Genomic DNA, 23,869 nt, shown 5'->3' with positions numbered 1-23,869 from the left:
GGTGAGGATTGCTTACTTTTTGCGCAGCAAATGTGGCGTATCAACAAGTGGTGTTGCACGCAGGCAGGCAGAGGGCGCCGCGTCTACTTGCTGCGCCCGAAGCGCAGGGCGTAGTGCAGGTCCAGTGAGTTGTCGCTGCCGGTGCGGCCGACCAGGGTCAGGGCGCGTGACAGGCGGTAGCTGAGCTTCACGACGCTGCCGGCGTCGAGCATGGATTCTTCGTAGGCGATGGAGAAGCGGTTGAAGAGGGTCTTGCCGACGCTGAGGATCTGGTCATTTGTCTCCGTGCTGTTGGTGCTGAAGCCGCCGGTACTGGCGATGCGGCTGCCACGCCCGTTGCTGCTGCCGCTGAGCGAACCCGAGCGCATCTCGAACTGGTCGATGCCGAGGGTGCGCACGAGCTGAGTGTCGCCGAGCAGGCCCGCGGCGGCCGAAACCAGCAGGCTGGCGTCGGTGCCGGTGTAGCCCTGGTCCGGACCGCGCCCGAAGAGCATCCAGCTGAGTTTTTCCTGGTCCGGCAGATCTGGTTCGGAGACCAGTCGCAGTCTCGGCTTCTGCAGGCTGCCGGTGACTTCGACGCCGGCGTCCACCGTGGGGCTGCTGCGCAGGGCGAGGATGTTGAGGCCCGGGTTGCCGACTGGACCGACGAAATTGAGCAGGCCGCGGCGGATGTTCAGGCGCGCGCCGTAGGCTTCGAAGAGGCCACCGCTGGCGTCCACCGAGCCATTCACGCGCAGTGGGTCGGTCTCGTTGCTCCTGAGGCGCAGCTCGCCGGCCAGCCGTGTGTTGAGGCCGGCGCCTTTGAAGTAGAAGGCAGGCCCCAGATCGGCGCTGAGGTCGATACGGACTCCGTAGCTGGAGGGCTTGCGTACTTCCTTGCCGCGGATGCGTACGTCATCCGAGAGCTGGGGCCGGCTGGCCGGCGGCATTTCGAAACGCGCGGCATCGGCCTTGAGCTGGCCGCTGAGGGTCAGGCGCTCTTCCTCGACGCGGGCTTCGGCCTGGCCCGAGAGCAGCAGCCAGCTGCCCGGCTTCTGCATCACACCGACGCGTTCGGCGCTCAGCGCCAGGTCACCGCGACCGTTGGCGAGGTTCAGCGTGCCGCTGGCGTCAAGGCTACCGGGCTGGGCGGTGAGGCGCTCCAGCGGCAGGCGCGGATCGCGTGGCAGGGCACGGTGCGGCGCTTCGAAGTGGAGCTGGCTTACCTTGAGCTGCTCGCCGGCGAGTTCAAGGTCGAGCGCGCCCTTGTCCAGCCACAGGCCGGTGTCCGGCCATTGCAGGCCAAGTGCCGTGCCCTGCAGGCGGGCCTGCCATTGCGGGTCCTGCAGGCTGCCGGCGAGGCTGGCCTGGCCGTGCAGGCTGCCGCTGGCGCGCAGCGTGCGGCCGAACAGGGCCGAGAGCACGCTGAGGTCTGGCAGGCTCAGCTCGGCCTGGCCTTGCAGCGGCCGCTCCTCCAGCGCTGCAGCATCCGGCCCGCTGGACACGCTCAGGCTGGCCTTGAGCTGGCCGGCTAGCTGGCTGTGAGCGCTCAGTTGCAGGCTGCTGCGCGGGCTGTCGATGCGGGCGCTTGCTTCCAGCGTGTCGAGCCCCAGTTTACGGCCGTCGGCCAGCTGCAGATCGCCACTGCTGCGCGCGAGGCTCAGGCGGCCGGGCTGCACCGGCGGGTAGTGGAGATCCCAGTCGCCGCCGATGCGCAAGTCGCCCGGCAGTTTCAGGAGTGGGCCCAGGGCCAGGTTCTGCAGGCTGCCGCGGCTGTGCAGCTGGCCGGCCAGCCAGTCCAGCGCGGCGAGATCGAGGCTCGCTTCACCGAGCCGGAAGCTGCTGCGGCCCAGTTGCAGACCTTGGGCGGAGACGCGCAGGGCCTCGTTGCTGACGAGTTGCAGCGGCAGCGGTGCGCCGTCCACGCTGAGCTGGCTCAGCTGGCCTTGCCAGACCTGTGCCGGGCGGTCGGCTGAGCCTTCCGCCGCGATCTGCACAGCCATCGGCCCGTGACGCGCGGCGAGGTTGGCGCGATGCTGCTGCAGGCTGCCGTCGACGCGGGCACTGAGCGCTTCGATGGCGCTCTGGCCGGGCAACTGCAGGCGGCCCAGATCCAGCTTCAGGCGCAGCGGGGCGGTCGGCTGTGGCGAGAAATTCAGCACGGCCGTGAGCTGTTCCAGCTGGACGTAGCCCGGCACGCCGAGCTGCGGGCTGCTGGCCTGCAGCTCCAGCGCCGGGGCGGCCAGCGTGCCGCGCAGGCGCGCCTGGGCCGTGAGGCTGCCGGCCAGCCCGATCTGCTCCAGACGCGGTGCGTTCAGGGCGAATTCGAGCAGATCGTCGCGCTGGCCGAGGCGGCCATGCAGATCGAGGCGGTTCTCGCCGGCCAGGAGTTGCAGGCGGCGAATTTCCAGTTGCTCGCCCGCCAAGATGAGCTGGCCTTCGCCGCTCAGGGCGTGGCCGGCCACGCTGGAATCCTGCAGGCTGAAGCCGGCTTCGGCGCGTAGCGCGGGGCCGAGGCGGCCACGTGCGCTGAGCTGGGCGTTCAGGTGGGTGACTGGCAGGGCGGCGAAGCGGGCCAGATTGAGTTGCTCCATGCGCCCCTGCAGGCTGAATTCACCTGAGGCCTGGTCGAGCTGGCCGCTGGCGTGCAGGCGGGCCGGGCCGCTGGAGAGCGCCAGTGTTTCGAGGCGGATGGCGCGGGCATCGCGGCGCGCGCGGGCGTTGAGCTGCAGACGCGCGTCGGCAAGTTGCAGATCGAGGGCTTGCTCGCCGGCCGCAAGGCGGCTGCTGAAGTGTCCGCCGAGGCTCGCCGGCACGGCCTTCGAGTGCAGTGCGGCGGGGTTCAGGGCGCTGATGCGGCCGGCCAGGTCGAGCTGGCCCGCCTGCCATTCACCGGTGCCCGCGAGCTGGCCGGCGCGGCCCAGATCGAGCAGCCAGTGGCTGAGGCTCAGGCGTTCGTTCTGCCAGCGGCCGGCGAGGCTCAGGCGCTGCAGTGGCAGCAGGCCGCGTTCGGGCAGGCCCGGGCGCTGGTTGCGGGCGTCGAGGCGGAAATCCTGTGCATTGCTGTGGGCTTCAATGTCGATGCGGGCTGCGGGGGCGGCTGCGAACCAGCTGTGCGGATCAAGGCCCTGCAGTTGCAGTTCGGCAGCGCGCAGGGGCTGGGGCTTGAAGGGTTCGAGCTGGAGCTGGCCCGCGCCGGCAACGCTGCCGCTGGCCTTGAGCTGCAATTGCAGGGCGCTCAGTTCGCCGGTGGCGCTGGCGTGCAGCATGAAGGCCTGTTCGCCCTGCTGCTCAAGTTGCAGGTGCGCCGTGAGGGTGTGCGGCGCGGGCGCGGCGAGGCGGGCTTCGCCGCTGAGTTTGAGGCGCTGGCTGCGCAGATCGGCGAGCTGTACGCGGTAGCCGCTTGCGTCGGCTGTGAGTTGGGCTTCAAGGCCCTGCAGGGCGGCGGGCAGGCCGGCGACTTCGAGCGTGCCGAGGGCCAGGCGCTGGATCGTCACGACTACGGGCGAGGCAGGGATCTGCGGTGCCTGCAGCGGGCTGTCGTCGCCGGTGCCCGGAGTGAAGTGCAGGCGGGCGGCCTGCAGCAGTTCGATCTCGACCTGGCCGCGCAGCAGCGCGGCAGGTTGCCAGGCGAGGTTCAGGGCGTCGATTTCGAGGCGGCTGCCGCCGGCACCCTGCCAGCGCAGGCTGGCCAGCTGCAGCGGGCCCAGCACGCGGCCGTGCAGGCCTTGCAGCTGCAGGCCGGGGACGAGGCCTTGCGCCGCGCGGGCGAGGGTCTGCAGGCCGTTGTCGCTGGCCACCAGCCAGGCCACGGTGCCGGCCAGCACGCAGGCGCTGGCGACGCTGGTCCACAGCACATGGCGCAGCGCGGCAGCGAAGAGGCGGGGCTGTGGGCTATTGGACATCAGAACGGAATCGCCAGCGAGAAGTGGGCGCGCCATTCGTGCTCGCGTTCGCCCCAGGCCAGGTCCAGCGCCAGCGGGCCGACCGGGCTGCGCCAGCGCGGGCCGAAACCGATGCCGCGGGCGAGGCGGAAGTCGCCGAGGGCATCACGCGCGTCACCAAGGTCGATGAAGCTCGCCGCGCCCCAGCTGGGGCCGAACCAGTGGGTGTATTCGACGCTGGCTACGGCGAGGTAGCGCGCACCGTACACGGTGCTGCCTTCCTGGATGCCGAGGCTCTGGTAGCGGTAGCCGCGCACCGATTGCGAGCCGCCAGTGCGGAACAGCCAGTCGCTCGGGATGCCCTCGGTTTCGTGGGTGAGGGTGGCGCCGAGCTCGGTGCGCAGGGCCAGGGTGTCGACACTGCCGACGGGCAGGTAGTAGTGACCGCGACCGTGGAGACGGAAGAAGCCTTCATCGGGCCGGGTGGGGCGTATGCCGCCACCGAGCTGGCCCATCAGGGCCACGCCGCGACGCGGGGCGGTGGCGGAATCGAGATGGCGCCAGGACCACATGCGGTTGAGCGTGATGGCTCGGTTGTCCTGGGTGTCGCGGTCCGGGCTGGACTGGGTCTCGGCCTGCCAGTTGAGGGTGTCGCGCATTTCCAGCGCGCCGCGCGAGTGGGTGCGGATCAGGCCGAAGGCGGTGGACTCGGTGTAGAGGTTCTCGATGTCCGAGCGCTCCATGCCACCGCCGACGCCGTAGTTGGCGCCGAAGCGGGTACGCGGCATGAACACGTCCACGAAGGCGGCTTGGCGGCGCTGCTCGATGTCCGCGCCGGTGTGCATTTCCCAGCCGCGCCCGAACAGGTCGGCGGTATCGAAGGCCAGGCCGACGCGGGCGCCGGTGTTGGAGCTGTAGCCGACGCTGCTGCTCAGCGCATGCGCTTCGCGCTCGGTGAGGCGCACCAGCACGTCGCGTACCTGGGGCTCGGGGCTGTCGGCCGCGGGGGGCTGCAGCTCCAGCTGCACGGTCGAGAAATAGGGTGTGCGCTGCAGGGATTGCTGCAGCTCCAGCATCGCGTCGGTGCTGAAGGGATCACCCTGTTTCACGCCAATGGCATAGCGTGCGGCAAGATTCTCGGAATAGCGCTGCAGGCCGCTGTAGTGGATGGCGCCGAAGAGCACGCGCGCCTGACTGCGCAACAAGAGGCTCAGCTGTACGCTGGCGCTGGCCGGATCCACCTCGGCATCACTGCTGGCGAGGCTGGCGTCGGGGAAGGCCTCGCTGCCGAGGCGGGCCAGCAGAGCCGTTTTGGCGCGATCCCAGTCGTTCTGCGTGAAGGCGGCGCCGACCGGCAGCAACCAGCTCGCGCGGATCTGCTCAAGCTCATCCGGGCTCAGCTTGCCTTCGACGCGGATGTCTACCGCGCTGACGCGGCTGCGCGGCCCGCTGTCTACCTTCAACAGCAGTTCCGTGCCCTGGTCTTCGCTACTCAGCTGCGGGCTGAAGTAGCCGGCCGTGGCCAGCAGGTCGCGCGCCTGGCGCAGCAGGCTGTGCTGCTGGGCCTCACGCCATTCGCCGCCGCGCGCGATCTCGTCTGCGTCATATTCGAGATGGGTTTGCAGCAGCGGCAGCAGCTCAGCATCGGCTTCGATCTGTAGCGCCGCGCCAGCCGCGCCGGCCCAGCACAGGGCGAGCAGGCCGGCGAGCAGGCGGCATGTCGGGTGCGGCGGGAAGATCATGCGCGGCCGGGTTCAGTCCGTGACCGGCGGAGCGGGGGGCTCGGGCAGCAGCGGGGCGTCCGACGTCGGCGCAGTGTCTTCGGTCAGCCAGGAGCCGGCCAGGGTGTAACTGATTGCCAGCAGCAATGGACCAAGGAAGATGCCGAGCAGCCCGAAGCTCATCAAGCCGCCAATGACGCCGGCGAGAATCAGCAGCAAGGGCAGATCCGCACCGCGTCGGATCAGCCAGGGGCGCAGCACATTGTCGAGATTGACCACGATCAGCATCCACACCAGCAGGAAAGTGCCCATGCCGCTCTGATCACTGCTGTAGAGCCAGATCACGGCCGGCGCCAGCACCGGCAGCACGCCCAGCTGGGCAATGCACAGGATCAGCATCAGGGCGGTGAGCACCGGAGCCAGCGGGATGCCCGCGATCAGCAGACCGATGCCCCCGAGCAGGGCCTGCACCACGGCGGTGACGCCAACGCCCAGCGCCACTCCGCGGATGGCACCGGCCCCCAGCTCCAGCATGCTTTCGCCGCGGGTGCCGCCGAGCTTGTGGGCGAAGCGGCGCAGGGCGCTGGCCGTGGCTTCGCCGTTCATGTAGAGAATGGCGGCCAGCACGATGGCGAGCAGGATCTGCAGCAGGATCAGGCCCAGGCCGCCGATCTTGGCGGCGAACCATTTGCTGAGGCTGCCCAGGTGCGGCACCAGCTTGGAGGTGAGGCCCTTCACGCCCAGCGCAGCGATCTGTGCCCACAGCTCGGCGAGGCGTTCGCCCACCAGAGGAATGCTGCCGAGCCAGCCTGGGGCGCTGGGAATGTGCTCGCCATCGAAGTTGCTGAGCAGGGCAATCAGACGGTCCGAATTATCGAGCAGGGTGGTGATGGCAGCCATGAAGGGCAGGAACAGCACCAGCAGCAGTCCGCCGATCATGGTCAGTACGGCCAGGCTGCGGCGTCCCCACAGGCATTGTTCGAGGCGCAGCATCAGTGGCCAGGATGCCACGACGATCATCGTCGCCCATGTCAGGGCCAGCAGAAAGGGCGACAGCACCCACAGCGAAGCGAGCAGCAGGCCGCTCGTGAGGGTAACGCTCAGGAGCATCTGGGCGAGATCACGGCGGGGCGGAAAGGCAGGCATGGGGGCGCTCCGGCTGGATGGCAATGGACGAGTGTTCCATGATAAGCGAATCGGCTGTAGGCGCTGCTGCCCGCATGGTGCACAGCCGCAGCGGCCGGGCGTTGGCGCTGCTACATCAATTTGCAGACGCGGATCAAAAGTGTTGGTTCGAAGCCTTGAGCAATACCACTGCCGATGCTAGGGTTGCGACCGGTATCATGCCTTCACTTCCGGCGTGGCCTGACGCTGGAGTATTTCCCCTCATGAATCACCTTGCCTCTCCCGAACTCGCGCACCGGGATGCCTTGCCCGGAACTGCCGGGCGATTGAGCCCGCCCAACACGGCGCAGCGTCCTCAGCTCAGTGCGGCGGAAGCGGCAGCGTTCGTGCCGACGGCGTATTTCGCCGAGGGCGGCCTGCACGCCGCGCCGGACGGCCCCTGGCGGCCCGCCGCCATTGCCGATTCGCGTGCCGATTTCGTCGTCGGCCCCGGCGGCAGTCATGCCAGTGTGCAGGCCGCAGTGAATGCGGCGATCCGCAGTGGCCGCATCGAGCGTCAGTACATCCACATCCTGCCCGGCGTGTATTGCGGAGCGGTCTACATCCCGGCCTTTGCACCGCCGCTGAGCCTCGTCGGCTGCGGCTGCCATGGCTCCGACGTGCGCATCGAACTATGCCTCGATTCGCGTATGACGGTGGCGGAGTACATTCAGCGCGTGAATCCGGCCGCTGAATTCCAGCCCGGAGATCCGGCCTGGCATATGTATCAGGCCTGCGCCGGGCGTCCGGACGGCAAGAGCATCGACACGCCTAGCGCGGCCGTGTTCTGGAGCCAGGCCAGCGATCTGCAGCTGAAGAATTTCAGCATCGTGAACAGCCAGCTCGACACGGTGGATGGCAGCACTCACCAGGCCGTGGCCCTGCGCAGCGATGGCGATCGCTGCCAGCTCGAAGGCCTGCGCCTGATCAGCCGCCAGGACACCTTCTTCTGCAATGCCGGCGAGGCCCCGCGTGCCGCCAATGCGATGGGCGCTTACGCCCGTGATCGCGATGCCCGCCTGCTGGCGACCGAGTGCTACATCGAAGGCGATACCGACTATGTGTTCGGCAGTGCCAGCGCCGTGTTCCAGCGCTGTGAGTTTCATTCCGTTTCGAGCCGGCGCCGTGCACCGACCATCGTGTTTGCGCCGGACACGCATCCGGGCAAGCGCTTCGGCTTCCTCGCGCTGGACTGCCGCTTCACCGCAGACGCCTGGCTACAACAGGATGGCCGCAGCTTCCTTGGCCGCAGCTGGGATCAGGGCGCCGGCAATACCGGCTACCTGCCGGGCAAGACGGCCAACGGCCAGCTCGTGATCCGCGACAGTTTCATAGACGTCGCCTGTGGCGCCGACAGCCCCTGGGACCACGCCGCCACCACGCGCCGGCCGCACCGCGGCAATGCCGATCCGGCGCGCGATCTGGATGACCCGGGCTTCAACCGCCTGTGGGAGTTCAACAATTACGGGCCGGGGGCGGCCGCGCGCTGAACAGGGCTGGCGCCTGGCGCGCAATTTCGTACTAAACTCCGGCCATGCGTGCCCTGTTCCGCTTCCTCTGCATCTGCCTGCTGGCTCTGAGCGTTCCCGTTCAGGGCCTGGCGGCCGTACAGATGAGCCTGCTCTTGCCGGTGGCTGGGCAGGATCAGCCGGTGGCCGAAAACCTGCACGCCAGCTGCCATGGCGCCAGTACCGCGGCGGATGGCGGCAGCGCGCAGCAAGAGCGCGGCCAGCACCATGCCCCCCTCAAGCTCAAGGCCTGCGGCAGTTGCTGCGGAGCCATGCTTGACGCCAGCGCCGTGCCGTCCGCTCTGCCGACGCAGGCTGGCAGCAGCTACCTGCTGTTGCCGGCAGGCATTCCGCCGAGCCATATTCCGGACGGCCTCGAGCGTCCGCCCAGACGCCTTTCCTGAACTCCGCCTCAAGCGCTGGCAGCCTTCTGCCCGCCATTGTCGTTGTACTTAATTCAGGAAATTGCCATGAACATCCGTATCGCCTTCGCGAGCGTCCTGCTCGCCCTTGCCTCTCTTTCGCAACCCGCTCTGGCCCAGGGCATGAGCCATGACATGCATGCTGGTCATGCCATGGGTCAGGAACTGGTACCCGCCGAAGTACGCGCCCTCGATCTGAAAGCTCGCAAGATCACCCTCAAGCACGGGGATCTGAAGAACCTCGGTATGCCCGGCATGACCATGGTTTTCGCGCTCGACAAGAAGCTTGTCCTGCCTGCCGATCTGAAGGCCGGCGACAAGGTCGAGGTCCGGGTCGAAGACCTCGGCGGCGTCCTGACCGTCACCACCCTCAAGCGCTGAGGTCACCGCCATGATCCGCAGACCATTCCAGATGGTCTGGCTGAGTGCCGCCCTTGCCGGGGTGGCACCGCCAGTACTCGCCCATACCCATACCCCGGCGCAGGCAGCGACCCAGCCCGCCGAGCAGACTGCCTGGGGCATCGCCGGTAGCACCGGTTCTTCCGTGCGCAGCATTGAAATCCGCATGACCGATGACATGCTTTTCACCCCTGCCAGCATTCGCGTGAAGCAGGGCGAAACGATCCGCTTCGTCATCAGCAACGCCGGCCGCAAGCTGCACGAAATGGTGATCGGCACACCCGGCGCAATTGCCGAGCACGCTGCATTGATGAAGAAATTCCCGAAGATGGAGCATGCCGACGCCTGGATGGCACATGTGCTGCCGCGTCAGCGCGGCGAGCTGCTATGGCATTTCAATCGCCCTGGCAGCTTCGAGTTTGCCTGTCTGGTCGGCAATCACTACGCACAAGGCATGCGCGGCATGATCGAGGTGACACCATGAAAAGAGTCCTGCCCTGGCTGGCCTTGCTGCTGGCCGCTCCGCTGCTGGCGGCCGAGCCACTCAGCCTGGAGGAGGCGCGCCGGATCGCCGAGACGCGGGCGCCGCAGATCGAAGCCCTGCGTGCACAGGAGATGGCGGCGCGCGAGATGGCCGTGGCGGCTGGTCAGTTGCCGGATCCGGTGCTCAAGCTGGGCCTCAGCAACGTGCCCACCGATGGCGAGATGGCCTGGAGCCTGACTCAGGAGAGCATGACCATGCGCCAGATCGGTGTGATGCAGGAGTTCACGCGTGGCGACAAGCGCCAGGCGCGCGCCGACAAGGCCCTGCGGGAGGCTGAACTGGCGCATGTGAGCCAGCGCCAGAGCCTGGCTGACACACGTCGCGACACTACTCTGGCCTGGCTCGATCTTGCTTATCAGGGCAGCATGCAGGCCTTGCTGGAGAGCCAGATCGCCGAACTGCATCTGCAGCAGCAGGCGGCTGACGCGGCCTTTCGCGCCGGCCGTGGCGAGCAGGCCGATGTGTTTGCCAACCAGCTGGCGATTGCCCGCAGCCAGGATCAGCTGGCTCAGATGAAGCGTGACATCCTCATGGCCCGCTCACGACTGGCGCGCTGGATCGGCGAGGACGCGGAGCGCCCGCTGGCGCCGCCACCTGAGCTGAAGAGCCAGCTGCAAGTGCATCCGGCACTGGCCGAGTCTGCCGAGCAGCATCCCTTGCTGGCGAGCCAGCAGGCCTTGGTCGCTCTGGCGGAAGCGGATGCCCGCATGGCGCGTGAAAACCGCACCCCGGATATCGCCGTCGAGTTGATGTATGGCCAGCGCGGCCCGGGCTTTTCCAACCTCGTCTCTGTGAACCTGTCCATGCCGCTGCCCTGGGATCGAGCCAGCCGGCAGGATCGCGAGCATGGGGCGCGCCTGGCTCAGCTCGATCAGGCGCGTGCCCAGCAGGCCGACATGCAACGCGCCTACCGCGCCGAGCTGCGCGGCAATCTGGCCGTGCTCGATAACGCGCGCGAACGCCTGCAACGCTACGACCAGCAACTGCTGCCGTTGGCCCAGCAGCAGGTCGAAGCGGCGCTCGCTGCCTACCGTGCCGGCAGCGGTTCGCTGACCCGCGTGCTCGAAGCCCGCCGCATGGCGCTCGACACCCGCATGGAGCACCAGCGCGTGGCGCTGGAAGCCGCCCGCGCCTGGGCCCAGCTTAATTTCCTGAATCCGCAGGAGGCGTCTGTCTCCGCTGCGCATGGAGAACAACCATGAACAATCACCGTCAGAAACTCATCGTCCTTGCCGTCCTGCTCGCCTTGGGTGCGGTCGGCTACGGCGCTTACCAACTCGGCAGTCGCCACGCCGCACCTGCTGTAGCAGAAAGCCACGACGCGAAGATTGACCCGGGTACGGGCCGCCGCGTGCTGTACTGGCACGACCCGATGGTGCCCGGCCAGCGTTTCGACAAGCCGGGGAAGTCACCCTTCATGGACATGCTGCTGGTGCCGGTTTACGCCGATGAAACGGGCGATGCGGGTGGTGTGAGCATCAGCCCGCGCCAAACCCAGAACCTCGGCCTGCGCACGGTTGAAGTCGCACAGGGCAGCCTCAGTCCGCAGATCGAAGTGAGCGGCAGCGTAGCCTGGAACGAGCGCGGCCTCACGGTTGTACAGGCACGCAATACCGGCTTCGTCGAAAAGCTCTTCGTACGCGCCACCCTGGATCGCGTCAGTAAGGGCCAGGCACTGGCCGAGTTGTATGTGCCGGACTGGGTCGCCGCGCAGGAAGAATTTCTCGCCGTGAAGAAGATGGCGGGCGAAGGCATGGCCGCACTGCTTGATGCTGCACGCCAGCGCATGCGTCAGGCCGGCATGAGCGAGGCTCTGATTGCACAGGTCGAGAAATCCGGCGCGGTGCAGGCGCGCATCACGATCACGGCGCCCGCTGCGGGCAGCGTCATCGAACTCGCCGCGCGCGAAGGCATGACGGTGATGGCCGGTGCCACGCTGTTCCGCATCAACGCGCTGGACAGCGTGTGGGTGAATGCCGAAATCCCCGAGAGCCAGGCCGCCCTGATCAAACCGGGCATGCCTGTAGAGGCAAGCCTGGCGGGCTTCTCCGGGCAGATGTTCAAAGGCACAGTGCAGGCCATCCTGCCCGAGGTGGAAGCCAGCACGCGCACGCTGAAGGCGCGCATCGAGCTCGCCAATCCCGGCGGGCGTCTGTCGCCGGGCATGTTTGTACGGATTGCTCTAGGCAGCACGGCGAAGTCGGGACTGATGATCCCGAGCGAAGCTCTGATCCGCACCGGCACCCGCACGGTGGTGATGCTCGCCGAAGCCGAAGGCAAGTACCGCCCGGTGGACGTGCAGACCGGGCAGGAAGCCAATGGTCAGATCGAGATCAGCAGTGGCCTCGCCGCAGGGCAAAAGGTCGTCGTCTCTGGCCAGTTCCTGCTCGATTCGGAGGCCAGCCTGCGTGCGGTCGGTACTCGCGTCACCGAGCCGGTAGCGCTGAGCGCAAAGGAGTATCAGGTCGAAGCGGTATTCGAATCTGTCGTCGATGACATGGTCATGCTCTCGCACCCGGCTATTCCCGAGCTGAAGTGGGGCGCGATGACTATGGGCTTCAAGCTGCCGAAAGACGGCCTGCCCAAGGATCTGAAGCCCGGCCAGAAAGTGCACATCGCCTTCACCACGCCCGCCAGCGGCGAGCCACAGCTCACGCATGTGATGGTGATCGGGGGTGGGAAATGAACGCGCACCTCCATTTTCGTAGCCCGGATGCAGGCCAAAGGCCGGAATCCGGGACAAGTGGCGCCATACAGGCCAGCCCCGGATTCCGCTGCGCTGCATCCGGGCTACGCGTGAGGGCTGAGTCATGATCGCCAAACTCATCCGCTGGTCGATCAGCAACCGCTTCCTCGTCCTGCTCGCCACCGTGATGCTCACCGCATGGGGCCTCTACGCTGCGCTGCGCACCCCGCTGGATGCGCTGCCGGATCTGTCCGACGTGCAGGTGATCATCCGCACCAGCTACCCGGGGCAGGCGCCGCAGATCGTCGAGAACCAGGTCACCTATCCGCTCACCACCACCATGCTCTCGGTGCCGGGCGCGAAGACGGTGCGCGGCTTTTCTTTCTTCGGCGACTCCTTTGTCTACGTGCTGTTCGAGGATGGCACCGACCTGTACTGGGCGCGTTCGCGCGTGCTGGAGTATCTGAATCAGGTGCAGTCGCGCCTGCCGCCGTCCGCCAAGACCGCGTTGGGCCCGGACGCCACCGGCGTGGGCTGGATCTACAGCTATGCGCTGGTGGATAAATCCGGCAAGCACGATCTGGCGCAATTGAGATCGCTGCAGGACTGGTTCCTCAAGTACGAGCTGAAGACCGTGCCGAACGTGGCCGAGGTGGCCTCGGTGGGCGGCATGGTCAAGCAGTATCAGGTGATACTGAACCCCGACCGGCTGCGCGCCTATGGCCTGAGCCACCAGATGGTGATCGACGCCATCGGCCGCGCTAATCAGGAAACCGGCGGCTCGGTGCTGGAGCTGGGTGAGGCCGAGTACATGGTGCGCGCCTCCGGCTATCTGCAAACGCTGGACGATTTCCGCAAGATTCCGCTGATGACCGAAGCTTCGGGCGTGTCGGTGCGCCTCGGCGACGTGGCCAGCGTGCAGATCGGCCCCGAAATGCGCCGTGGCATCGCCGAGCTCGATGGCGAGGGCGAAGTCGCGGGTGGCGTGGTCGTCCTGCGTAGCGGCAAGAATGCGCTGGAAGCCATCCACGCGGTGAAGGCCAAGCTGGAGTCACTCAAATCCAGCCTGCCCGAGGGCGTGGAGATCGTGCCGACCTATGATCGCGGCGACCTGATCGAACGCGCAGTGGACAACCTCAGCCATAAGCTGCTGGAAGAATTCATCGTCGTCGCGCTGGTGTGCTTCATCTTCCTGTTCCACCTGCGCTCCTCGCTGGTGGCGATCATCTCGCTGCCGCTGGGCGTGCTGATGGCTTTCATCGTGATGCATTACCAGGGCGTAAATGCAAACATCATGTCTCTGGGCGGCATCGCGATCGCCATCGGCGCGATGGTGGATGCAGCAGTCGTGATGATCGAGAATGCCCACAAGCATCTGGAAAAATGGAAGCATGCGCATCCCGGCGCGGAGCCGCGCGGCGAGGCGCACTGGCAGATCATCGCGGAAGCCGCCGCCGAAGTCGGCCCGGCGCTGTTCTTCTCGCTGCTGATCATCACCCTGTCCTTCATCCCGGTATTCACGCTGGAGGCACAGGAGGGACGGCTGTTCTCGCCGCTGGCCTTTACCAAGACCTATGCCATGGGCTCTGCCGCCCTGCTGGCGGTAACGCTGATCCCGGTGCTGATGGGTTACCTGATTCGCGGCAAGATTCCGGACGAGCACAGCAACCCGCTCAACCGCCTCCTGATCGCGCTCTACCGCCCGCTGCTCGATGGCGTGCTGGCCTGGCCCAAAGCCACGCTGGCCGGGGCACTCGTGCTGCTGGCGCTCAGCCTGTGGCCGCTACAGCACATCGGCGGCGAGTTCATGCCGCCGATGGATGAAGGCGATCTGCTCTACATGCCGACCGCCTTGCCAATGCTCTCCGCCGGCAAGGCCAGCGAGTTGTTGCAGCAGACCGACCGCTTGATCCGCACCGTGCCTGAAGTCGCGCGTGTCTTCGGCAAAGCGGGGCGCGCCGAAACGGCCACCGACCCGGCGCCGATCGAGATGTTCGAGACCACCATTCAGTTCAAACCGAAGAGCGAATGGCGGCCGGGCATGACGACCGAGAAGCTGATCGAGGAGCTGGATCGCATCGTCAAGGTGCCGGGCCTCGCCAACATCTGGGTACCGCCAATCCGCAACCGCATCGACATGCTCGCCACCGGCATCAAGAGCCCGGTGGGCATCAAGGTCGGCGGAGCCTCGCTGGCCGAGATCGAACGCCTCACCACGCAGATCGAACGCGTGGTGAAGGAGGTGCCCGGTGTCAGCTCGGCGCTGGCCGAGCGCCTCACCGGCGGACGCTACATCGACGTAAACATCGACCGCGACGCCGCCGCGCGCTTCGGCATGAACATCGCCGATGTGCAGAGCGTGGTGAGCGCGGCGATTGGTGGCGAGAACGTCGGCGAGACCATCGAGGGACTCGCCCGCTATCCGATCAATGTGCGCTATCCGCGCGAGCTGCGCGACTCGGTGCAGAAGCTGCGCGAGCTGCCCATCGTTGGCCCGCGCGCCCAGCGCCTGTCGCTCGGTGATGTGGCACAGATCCGCATCAGCGACGGCCCGCCCATGTTGAAAAGCGAGAACGCGCGCCTGTCCGGCTGGGTCTATGTGGACATCCGCGGTCGCGATCTGGCGCGCACCGTGCATGACATGCAGCAGGCCGTGAGCGAGCAGGTGAAAATGCCGGCGGGCTACTCCCTGGCCTGGTCCGGCCAGTTCGAGTACATGGAGCGCGCCGCCGCGAAGATGAAGATCGTCGTGCCCTTCACCCTGATGATCATCTTCCTGCTGCTCTACCTCACCTTCCGCCGCGTCGACGAAGCCCTGCTGATCATGGCCACTCTGCCCTTCGCGCTGGTCGGCGGCATCTGGCTGCTGTGGCTCTTGGGCTACAACCTCTCGGTGGCCGGCGCGGTCGGCTTCATCGCGCTGGCCGGCGTGTCGGCCGAATTCGGCGTGATCATGCTGCTGTACTTGAAGCATGCGTGGGAGGAACGTCTGGAAAAAGGCCTGTCAGATCGCGAAGCCCTGCTCGACGCAATCCGCGAAGGTGCGGTGCTGCGCGTGCGCCCCAAGGCCATGACCGTGGCGGTGATCCTCGCCGGCCTCCTGCCTATCATGTGGGGCGGCGGCACCGGCTCAGAGGTGATGCAGCGCATCGCCGCGCCGATGGTTGGGGGCATGATCACTGCGCCGCTGCTGTCGATGTTTCTGGTGCCGGCGGCGTATCTGCTGATGCGCAGAAGAAAACCTGGCGTGGACGAGACGCATGCGTCGTCCGACTCCTGACACAGCCTCGCACCCGTCGGTTTGAAGGAACCCGATCGGCGCGCGATAGCGTTTAGTTAGGCGTTTGGCATTACGTTTTAGTCGTCTCTGTGAAAGCGGGGATCCAGCGTTGCTCGACGGCGCTGGATTCCCGCTCAGTGCGGTGCTTCAGGCTGGTGGCTTTGTGCCCGTCTATTGTGCTGCCCAGCAGCCCCTGGCCTCGGACACAGGCGTTACCCGCTGTACCGTGCCGCCGTCATCGAGCACGACTTCCACTTCGTAGGCAATCACGCTGGGATCGGCGGCCACTTGCTCGCGGAGCCCTGCGGGTACGCGCTTTTCCTCCGCTTCGTAGGAGGCGCTGCAATCCGGCGGCTGCGAGGCACTCAGGCCGGTGGCCTGGCGAATGGTCTGCCAGCAAGCTTCTGTAGCGGCACGCAGCGAGCAGCTGGCCAGGTGGATACGCTCGTAGCGCAGCTTCAACAGGCTGCTATGCCAGGGCCTGTCCTCCGGTCGTTGCGGGGGGCTCAGCAGCTCGATGCGGTGCAGCCCGCTGCTGAGGTCCGCAAATATTTTCCGGCCCTCCTGGGTGAAGACGGCAAAGCCTTGCCCATCATTGCGGCCATCGTCACTGGTGAAGAACACGAAGGGGGCTTTCACGCCCTCGAAATAGCCAGCCCAGTCGGTGCTATCGACGACCCGCTCCCCGCGCGCTTTCTGGCGCGTACAAGGCGGGGCTTTCTTGTCGGGCGGGACTGAAATGATGGCCAGACGCGCTGCGCCCTTCTCGCCCAGATCGACCTGCTTGATCATCAGGCCGGGGTAATGGAAGCACGCCACTTCCGGCTTCGTGTGTGGATTCAGCGGGTCGGGAGGCAGGCGCAGGTGTTGTTCCTGGATGGGCTGGTCAAACAGCGGCTGGGGGTCCTGCGCATGAGCGCTGGTAAATCCAAGGCAGCTCGTCAGGAGTACGGAAAGGCTGCGGATGACGCGGGTCTGGGGGCGTGCTTCGGGCATGAGATATCCGGGAGTGAAAACCCGGCAGACGCAGGACTTAGCCTGCGGCAGCCGTCAGGGAGCGGGGCGAAACGGACAGGCACTGCTGAAACTCGTGCTTGAGGCGATAGAGCTGGGCCGGCCGGTTGGCGCGGCCGGTTTCCATGGCGCCCTCTACCGCTTCCAGCATGTCCAGCTCTTCCATCTTGCGGCGGAAACTGACCTTGTTGATCGGCTCACCGAGCACTGCTTCATAGACGGCCTGCAGGCGTGGCAGGGTGAATTGCTCGCCACACAGATAGACCGGCAGCGAGGAGTAGCTGCTCTTGTTGCGCACCCGCTGCACTGCAGCCTGCACGATGTCTTTGTGGTCGAAGGGCAGGCCCTTGAGCTGCTCGACGGCTTGCAGCACCAGGCCCGGCGCCGGCTCCTGTTCGATCAGTTCGGCCGGAAGCAGGGCGTAGTAGGCGATCGAGATGGACCAGCCACGCGGATCGCGACTGGCGCCGGAAAAAGTGCCGAGCTGCTCCAGGTAAGGGCTGGCAATGCCAGTTTTCTCGCGCAGCATGCGGCTTGCGGCGTCCAGCGTATCCACGTCTTCCTCGGGGTGGATATAGCCGCCGGGGAGCGCCGGACTGCCTTCGAAGGGCGCGCGCTCGCGCCGCCACAGCGCTACGTTCAAGACCGCCCCGCGCAGGCACAACAGTACGACGTCGACAGTGCAGATGATGGCCTTCTGAGGCATCAGGAATCCCTGCTTAGTTGCAAAAAGACACGAACAGTCTAGCGACTATCCATGATTTTTACGACTCCGATAGAGTGTTAGTTGCAAAACGCATCTAAGTTGTTTAGAGTGGATCCATACCCGCCGGAAAACGCGGGTGATCCAGGAGAAATTCATGGCTCAGCGCAATCTTCATCTGCTCATCATCGACCCGCAGAACGATTTCTGTGATCTGCCCGCCGACTATTGCCCGCTCGATCCGCTCGGCGGCCGTTTTGCACCGAGCCTGCCGGTGCCCGGCGCACACGCTGACATGCAGGCCCTTGCTGCCTTGGTCGATGCCGGCCGCGCGGGGCTAGAAGCCATCACGGTCACGCTCGATTCGCACCAGCACCTCGATATCGCTCACCCGACCTTCTGGCAGGATGCCGATGGCCAGGCCGTCGCACCCTTCACCCAGATTACGGCCGCCGAGCTGCGTGCAGGCCGCTACCTGCCGCGCGCGCCGCAGTGGCAGGCGCGCGCGCAAAGCTATCTCGATGCACTGGAGGCCGCGGGTCGTTATACCCACATGATCTGGCCGGTGCATTGCGAGATCGGCAGCTGGGGTCACAACATTCACCATGCTCTGCGCCTGGCGCTCAATCGCTGGGAAGAGGCCCGGACGGCCATCGTCGCCAAAGTCAGCAAGGGCGAAAACCCGCTGACCGAACACTACAGCGCGATGCAGGCCGAGGTGCCGGATCCGGCGGATGCCGCCACCCAGCTCAATCAGGCGCTGCTGGCCCGGCTGCGCGGTGCAGAGCGCGTCTTCATCGCTGGCGAGGCGGGCAGTCACTGCGTCAGGGCCACTACCGAGCATATCGTGGCGCACTGGCCGGCCGCCGAGCTGGGCAAGCTGGTGCTGATCGAGGATTGCATCAGCCCGGTAAGCGGTTTCGAGACCGCGTATGCGGAATTCCTCGCCGCGATGCGCGAGCGCGGCGTGCAGTTGATGAACGCCAGCGAAGTGCGTGCAGAACTGCTGGACAATGCGCGTTGAAATGACAGGCAAGACCCTCGGCGGAGCCACACACATGCAAGCCAATCAGACACCAGTCGTACGCAGCCTGCTGGAGAACGACCTCTACAAATTCACGATGTGGCAGGCCTTGCTGCACAGCAACCCGGGCGCTCAGGCGGAGTACCGGTTTGTCTGCCGCAACCGGCCGGCCTTTCCGCTCGCCGAGCTGAAGGATGACGTGGAGCGCGAGCTTGATCACCTGTGCAGCCTGTACTTCACCCAGGATGAGCTGGATTACCTCGCCAGTCTGCGCTTCATCAAGAGCGATTTCGTCGATTTCCTCTCCCTGTTCCGTTTCCAGCGCCGCTTCATCGAAGTGCGCGCGGTGGGCGAAACGCTGGAGGTCGTGGCACGTGGCCCCCTGGTGCACGTGATGGGCTTTGAGATCTTCGTGCTCTATATCGTGAACGAGTTGTACTTCCGCCGGCTGCCGCAGGAAGGGGTGATGACCGTGGCCCGCGAACGTCTGCAGGCCAAGATCGGCGTATTGCAGGCCGGTTTGCAGAGCATTCCGGCGAACACGGCCTCTCCCTTCGTGCTCTTCGACTTCGGCCTGCGCCGCCGCTACTCGGGTGCCTGGCAGGAGGAGGTGGTGCAGCGCTTTGCCGAGGTGGCGCCCCAGCACTTCCGGGGCACCTCCAACGTCTACCTGGCGAAGAAGTTTGGCCTGACCCCGATCGGCACCATGGCCCATGAATATCTGCAGGCCTACCAGTCTTTCGGCTTCCGTCTGCGGGACTTCCAGAAGGCCGCTCTGGAGGGCTGGGTGCAGGAGTTCCGGGGGGATCTCGGCGTGGCGCTGACCGATGTCGTCGGCATGGATGCCTTCCTGCGCGATTTCGATCTGTATTTCGCCAAGCTCTTCGATGGTTTGCGCCACGATTCCGGCGATCCCGTCGTGTGGGGCGAGAAGGCCATCGCCCACTACCACAAGCTGCGCATCGATCCGGCTAGCAAGCGTCTGGTGTTTTCAGACGGTCTTAACATTCCACGCGCGCTGGAGCTATATCAGCACTTCCACGGCCGCATCCAGACCAGTTTCGGCATCGGTACCGATCTCTCCAACGACACGCCGCACAAGGCGCTCAACATCGTCATGAAGATCACCGCCTGCAATGGCCAGCCGGTGGCCAAGCTCTCCGATGCACCGGGCAAGACGCTGTGCGAGGACGAAACCTTCCTCGCCTACCTGCGTCAGGTTTTCGATCATTCGCTCTGAGGCCGTAGCCCGATGCGCCTTACTCCGCAGATGCTGCTGTTCTGGCGAGCCAACGAGATTTACTCGAACTGGTATCCCAGCGTGTTCGAGATCGATGGGCAGCGCTTCAATTGCGGCGAGCAATGGATGATGTTTGCCAAGGCCCGCCTGTTCGGCGATGCAGAGATGGCTGCGGCGATCCTGGCCGAAGTCCATCCGCGGCGGCAGAAGCTGCTGGGCCGCAAGATCCGCGGTTTCGACAGCGTGCGCTGGTCTGATGAGTGCGAGGCACTGGTGGCCATCGGGCTGCTCGAGAAATTCCGTCAGAACCCGGTGCTCGGCGAAGCCTTGCTCGCTACCGGCGAGCGCCTGCTCGTCGAAGCCAGCCCGGACGATCCGATCTGGGGCATCGGGCTGGAAGAGGAAGACCCGCGCGCGCTCGATCCCACCCAGTGGCAGGGTGAGAACCGCCTCGGCAAGGTGCTGATGCAGGTGCGCACCCGCTTGCAACAATTTTCAGGCAGATCCCGTTCATGACATCCGGCTTCAAACTCACCCTCGCACAGATCAACCCGACCGTTGGGGACATTACCGGCAACTGCGCCCTGATGCAGGGCGCGGCCACCCGGGCCCAGGCCGCAGGCGCCAGCCTGGTGGTCTTCCCTGAACTCTCGCTGACCGGTTACTACCCCGGTGACCTGCTCGACGAGCCGGACTTCCTCGCCCGCATCGAGCAAGGCCTGGCGGACCTGCTGAGCGCTACCCGCAGCACACCGGGTCTGCACTGGGTGGTGGGGGCGCCGCAGCGTCGCGAGGGGCCGGGCAAGGCACTGCAGAATTGCCTGCTGGTGCTGGCCGATGGCGCGGTGCGCCTGCGCTATGCCAAACAGCTCCTGCCGACCTACAACATCTTCGATGAACGCCGCCACTTTGAACCGGGACCGGACCTGGCCCGCGTGTTGCGCGTGGGCGGTCAGCAGGTCGGCTTCCTGATCTGTGAGGATGGCTGGAACGATGAAGGGCGCGACTATGCAGTGAACCCCTTTGAGCGCCTTGCCGATGCCGCGCCGGATCTGGTCGTGTCGATCAATGCTTCACCCTCCAGCATCGGCAAGCATGCCCTGCGCCGCAAGTTGTTCGCGGCGGCGAGCGCTCGTCATCAGCTGCCGCTGGTGTACGTGAACCAGGTCGGCGGACATGACCAGATCATCTACGATGGATCGTCCTTCGCCGTGGAGCCGCAGGCCGGGGTGGTCTTCGAGGCGGAGCGCTTCAGCGAGGCGATCCGGACCCTGACTTTCAACGATGGCCATTTCTGCGAGGCCAGTGGCGCCTGCCTGCCACCCAGCAGCGATGAAGGCCTGCCGGCGATGGAGTTCTACCGTCGCCAGATCGTGCTGGGCCTGCGTGACTACGCCCGCCGCTGCGGTTTCACGCGAGCGGTGGTTGGCTCTTCCGGCGGGATCGACAGCGCCCTGACCCTGGCGCTGGCGGCCGAGGCGCTGGGCGCGGAGAACGTCGTCGGCATCACCATGCCCTCGAAGTTCTCCAGTGCCGGTAGCGTCGACGACTCGGTGACCCTGTGCCGCAATCTTGGTGTGCGCCTGATCGAGCATCCGATCCGCGATCTCGTGGCAACTTACGGCGCGGGCTTCTCCGCAGCCTTCTCGGCGCCACTGCAGGGCCTCCCGCTGGAGAACCTGCAGGCGCGCGTGCGCGGCACCATCCTGATGGAATATTCCAACGCCTTCGGTCACCTCCTGCTCACTACTGGCAACAAGAGCGAGATCTCGGTGGGTTACTGCACGCTGTATGGCGATACCAACGGTGGCCTCGGGCTGATTGGCGATCTCTACAAGACCGAAGTCTTCGATTTGTGCCGCCATCTCAACGCCGCCGCCGGCCGCGAGCTGATTCCATTTGCGATCATCGACAAGGCACCCTCCGCCGAGCTCGCACCGGACCAGCGCGATACCGACAGCCTGCCGCCTTATCCGGTGCTGGACGCGATCCTCAAGCAGCTCATCGAGGGCGAACGCCTTGGCGAGGATGAGCGCGCTGCGGTAGCCGCTGCTTTCGCCCGGCAGCAGGCCAGCGAGGAGGGGAGGGCGCTGATTTCACGCATCAAGCGCATGATCGCCCGCAACGAATACAAGCGCCGTCAGGCTCCGCCGATCCTGCGCCTGCGCGGGCGTGCTTTCGGTAGCGGGCGGCAGATGCCGATTGCGGCGAAATACGATTTCTGAGGAGAAACAGATGAGTCAATTCGATGCCGCCGTCCTGATCGGCCGTTTTCAGCCCTTTCACAACGGCCATGCCGCCTTGCTCGCCCAGGCGCTGGAAACCGCGCCGCGCGTGATCGTCCTGCTCGGCTCGGCTTTCTCCGCCCGCAACGCCAAGAATCCCTTCAGCTGGGAAGAGCGTGCCGCAATGATTGGCTGCACCTTGAGCGAGGCGCAGCATGCCCGCGTCAGCTTCCTGCCGATGCGTGATTACTACGACGATACGCGCTGGGCATCGGCTGCCGCGGCATTGGTCGAGCAGGCGCTTGGGCGCAAGGCCCGCGTGGCCCTGATTGGTTACCTGAAAGATGCCTCCAGCCAGTACCTGAACCGCTTTCCGGACTGGGAATTCATCGGCATGCCACGGCAGGGCGAGATCGATGCTACCGCCCTGCGCCGCATCTGGTTTGAAGGCGAAGACCCGGAGGTGACCCGCGCCCTGCTCGCGCCGCTGCTGCCCGCCGCCGCGCTGCACTACATGCGCGGCTGGGCGGCCTTGCCGATGTTCGCCCATCTGCGCGACGAGCACTTCGCTGTCGAGGAGAGCCGCAGGGTCTGGGGCAACGGGCCTTTCATCACCGTCGACGCGGTGGTCAAGGCGTCGGAACAGATCCTGCTGGTCAAGCGCGGCCGGGCACCGGGCAAAGGCACCTGGGCGCTGCCCGGAGGTTTTCTGGACGGGCGTGAGCGTGTGCTGCAGGGCGCGATCCGCGAACTGCGCGAGGAAACCGGTTTTGGCCTGCTCGATGCCACGCTGGAAGAGGCGCTGGCGGGGACGGCCGTGTTCGATCATCCGGATCGCAGCACCCGCGCCCGCACCATCACCCATGCCCACTTCTTCGACCTGAAGCACACCCGCCCGCCCGAAGTGGAAGGTGCCGATGATGCGGCCGAGGCGAAGTGGTTCCCGGTCGCCCAACTCGCCGGCATGGAAGGCGAGTTCTTCGAGGATCATTTCAATATCCTCAACCACTTCCTCGCTCTCGCTAACTGAATCCACGATCACGAAAGGAGCATCCATGTTCGGTATCCGCTTCATCAAGGTTGGCCCGACCGATTTCCTGTTGCAGTACAAAAGCGGCAAGGTCGTACGCGAGGGCGTGGGCTTGTCCTTCTTCTATTACGGCCCCACCAGCTCGCTGGTGCGCGTGCCGGTGGGCAGTGTCGATGTGCCCTTCATCTTCGAAGAGGCCACGGCAGATTTTCAGTCGGTCACTGTGCAGGGCCAGCTTTCCTATCGCGTCACAGACCCGCGCAAGCTGGCCCAGTTGATGAATTTCACCCTGGCAGCGAATGGTCGTGATTACGCCTCGGAGGATCCGCAGAAGCTACCGCAGCGCCTCATCAACCACGCCCAGGTGCTGACCAGTTCGTCCTTGCGCGTGATGTCCCTGCGTGAGGCGCTGGGCGGGGCAGATCGCCTGGTGGGCAGCGTGCGGGTCGGCATGCAGGCTGCCGATGTGATTACCTCGCTGGGCATCGAGGTGCTTGGGCTCTCCATTCTGGCCATCAAGCCAACGCCGGAGACCTCGCGCGCGCTTGAGGCCGAAGCCCGCGAAGCCATCCTGCGTCAGGCGGACGAGGCGGTGTTCGCGCGGCGCAATGCTGCCGTGGAGCAGGAGCGCTCGATCAAGGAGAACGAGCTGAATACCGAGATTGCGGTGGAGAACAAGAAGCGCCAGATCAAGGAAGCGCAGATGGACGCGGAGAAATCCGTGCAGCAGAAAAAGCGCGAGCTGCGCGAAGCGGAGATGGCCACCAAGATCGCGCTGGAAGAGCAGAACAAGGATCTGCTGGCACTCTCCACGGCCAACACCCGCGAGGAGGCCGATGCCAAGGCCTATGGCATTTCGGCCATGATGCGTGCGCTCTCCGAAACCGATCCGAAGGTCTTGCAGGCACTCACCAGTGCCCGCCTCGATGCGGCGCAACTGGTCGCCCTGTCGTTCAAGGAGCTGGCCGAGAACGCCGGCAAGATCGGTGAGCTCAATATCTCCTCCGAGTTGTTGCAGGGCCTGCTTGAGCGCGAGCGCAACTGAG

The 23,869-nt window shown here is 65.8% G+C and carries 18 protein-coding genes; 13 read left to right on the top strand and 5 right to left on the bottom strand.

The features are described from left to right. Positions 1 to 83: 83 nt before the first annotated feature. The 3 genes from Q3Y64_RS18025 to ydiK are packed head-to-tail and all read right to left on the bottom strand — an operon-like array spanning position 84 to position 6,730. Positions 84 to 3,884, bottom strand: coding sequence for a translocation/assembly module TamB domain-containing protein (locus Q3Y64_RS18025; protein WP_303564043.1), 3,801 nt, complete (start codon positions 3,882 to 3,884; stop codon positions 84 to 86). Next, positions 3,884 to 5,605, bottom strand: coding sequence for an autotransporter assembly complex family protein (locus tag Q3Y64_RS18020; protein ID WP_303564041.1), 1,722 nt, complete (start codon positions 5,603 to 5,605; stop codon positions 3,884 to 3,886). The genes Q3Y64_RS18025 and Q3Y64_RS18020 overlap by 1 nt, the downstream gene beginning before the upstream one ends. Before the next feature lie 12 nt (positions 5,606 to 5,617). Continuing rightward, on the bottom strand, positions 5,618 to 6,730 hold the full coding sequence (gene ydiK / locus Q3Y64_RS18015; RefSeq protein ID WP_303564039.1) for an AI-2E family transporter YdiK: 1,113 nt from the start codon (positions 6,728 to 6,730) through the stop codon (positions 5,618 to 5,620). Between the two features lie 242 nt (positions 6,731 to 6,972). On the opposite strand from ydiK, the gene Q3Y64_RS18010 reads away from it, so the two are divergent. The 7 genes from Q3Y64_RS18010 (at position 6,973) to Q3Y64_RS17980 (ending at position 15,587) form a co-directional block, all read left to right on the top strand. After that, a complete protein-coding gene (locus Q3Y64_RS18010; protein WP_303564036.1) occupies positions 6,973 to 8,238 on the top strand; it encodes a putative acyl-CoA thioester hydrolase in 1,266 nt (421 codons plus the stop codon). A 44-nt stretch (positions 8,239 to 8,282) separates the two neighbouring features. Further along, entirely contained in the window at positions 8,283 to 8,660 is a 378-nt protein-coding gene (locus tag Q3Y64_RS18005; RefSeq protein WP_303564034.1) for a hypothetical protein, read from the top strand. 66 nt (positions 8,661 to 8,726) lie between these two features. Further along, positions 8,727 to 9,059, top strand: a complete 333-nt coding sequence (locus Q3Y64_RS18000; RefSeq protein WP_303564032.1) for a copper-binding protein — start codon at positions 8,727 to 8,729, stop codon at positions 9,057 to 9,059. 10 nt (positions 9,060 to 9,069) lie between these two features. Further along, complete coding sequence (locus tag Q3Y64_RS17995; RefSeq protein WP_303564030.1) at positions 9,070 to 9,561, top strand: cupredoxin family protein; 492 nt, start codon at positions 9,070 to 9,072, stop codon at positions 9,559 to 9,561. Next, on the top strand, positions 9,558 to 10,823 hold the full coding sequence (locus tag Q3Y64_RS17990) for a TolC family protein (RefSeq protein WP_303564028.1): 1,266 nt from the start codon (positions 9,558 to 9,560) through the stop codon (positions 10,821 to 10,823). Before Q3Y64_RS17995 ends, Q3Y64_RS17990 begins: the two co-directional genes overlap by 4 nt. Then, the gene (locus Q3Y64_RS17985) at positions 10,820 to 12,307 is read left to right on the top strand and encodes an efflux RND transporter periplasmic adaptor subunit (RefSeq protein ID WP_303564026.1); all 1,488 of its coding nucleotides are present in this window, start codon (positions 10,820 to 10,822) and stop codon (positions 12,305 to 12,307) included. Before Q3Y64_RS17990 ends, Q3Y64_RS17985 begins: the two co-directional genes overlap by 4 nt. Positions 12,308 to 12,431: 124 nt before the next feature. Next, entirely contained in the window at positions 12,432 to 15,587 is a 3,156-nt protein-coding gene (locus Q3Y64_RS17980; protein ID WP_303564024.1) for an efflux RND transporter permease subunit, read from the top strand. Positions 15,588 to 15,758: 171 nt separating this feature from the next. Here Q3Y64_RS17980 and Q3Y64_RS17975 read toward each other — a convergent pair whose 3' ends face one another. Together Q3Y64_RS17975 and Q3Y64_RS17970 are read right to left on the bottom strand one after the other, a co-directional pair. Next, positions 15,759 to 16,583 carry a hypothetical protein gene (locus Q3Y64_RS17975; RefSeq protein WP_303564022.1) on the bottom strand — a complete coding sequence of 275 codons (825 nt, stop codon included), beginning with the start codon at positions 16,581 to 16,583 and terminating at the stop codon, positions 15,759 to 15,761. A 37-nt stretch (positions 16,584 to 16,620) separates the two neighbouring features. Further along, a complete protein-coding gene (locus Q3Y64_RS17970) occupies positions 16,621 to 17,307 on the bottom strand; it encodes an NUDIX domain-containing protein (RefSeq protein ID WP_303564020.1) in 687 nt (228 codons plus the stop codon). Between the two features lie 154 nt (positions 17,308 to 17,461). On the opposite strand from Q3Y64_RS17970, the gene Q3Y64_RS17965 reads away from it, so the two are divergent. Genes Q3Y64_RS17965 through Q3Y64_RS17940 form a run of 6 tightly spaced genes read left to right on the top strand, consistent with a single transcriptional unit; the run spans position 17,462 to position 23,868 of the window. Continuing rightward, positions 17,462 to 18,328, top strand: coding sequence for a cysteine hydrolase (locus Q3Y64_RS17965; protein ID WP_303564018.1), 867 nt, complete (start codon positions 17,462 to 17,464; stop codon positions 18,326 to 18,328). 34 nt (positions 18,329 to 18,362) lie between these two features. Beyond that, positions 18,363 to 19,568, top strand: coding sequence for a nicotinate phosphoribosyltransferase (gene pncB, locus Q3Y64_RS17960; protein WP_303564016.1), 1,206 nt, complete (start codon positions 18,363 to 18,365; stop codon positions 19,566 to 19,568). A gap of 12 nt (positions 19,569 to 19,580) precedes the next feature. Further along, positions 19,581 to 20,084 (top strand): NADAR family protein, encoded by a 504-nt coding sequence (locus tag Q3Y64_RS17955; protein ID WP_101940704.1) that lies wholly within the window; start codon positions 19,581 to 19,583, stop codon positions 20,082 to 20,084. Then, a complete protein-coding gene (locus tag Q3Y64_RS17950) occupies positions 20,081 to 21,793 on the top strand; it encodes an NAD+ synthase (protein ID WP_303564013.1) in 1,713 nt (570 codons plus the stop codon). The genes Q3Y64_RS17955 and Q3Y64_RS17950 overlap by 4 nt, the downstream gene beginning before the upstream one ends. Before the next feature lie 10 nt (positions 21,794 to 21,803). After that, the gene (locus tag Q3Y64_RS17945; RefSeq protein WP_303564011.1) at positions 21,804 to 22,823 is read left to right on the top strand and encodes a bifunctional nicotinamide-nucleotide adenylyltransferase/Nudix hydroxylase; all 1,020 of its coding nucleotides are present in this window, start codon (positions 21,804 to 21,806) and stop codon (positions 22,821 to 22,823) included. A gap of 25 nt (positions 22,824 to 22,848) precedes the next feature. Then, complete coding sequence (locus Q3Y64_RS17940) at positions 22,849 to 23,868, top strand: SPFH domain-containing protein (protein WP_101940710.1); 1,020 nt, start codon at positions 22,849 to 22,851, stop codon at positions 23,866 to 23,868. The last annotated feature ends 1 nt before the right edge of the window (position 23,869 follow it).

The organism is Uliginosibacterium sp. 31-12 (assembly GCF_030548425.1).
GTDB classification, from domain to species: domain Bacteria; phylum Pseudomonadota; class Gammaproteobacteria; order Burkholderiales; family Rhodocyclaceae; genus Uliginosibacterium; species Uliginosibacterium aquaticum.
The sequence above is the reverse complement of the archived record's forward strand: the minus strand, read 5'-3'. Positions and strand labels throughout refer to the sequence as shown.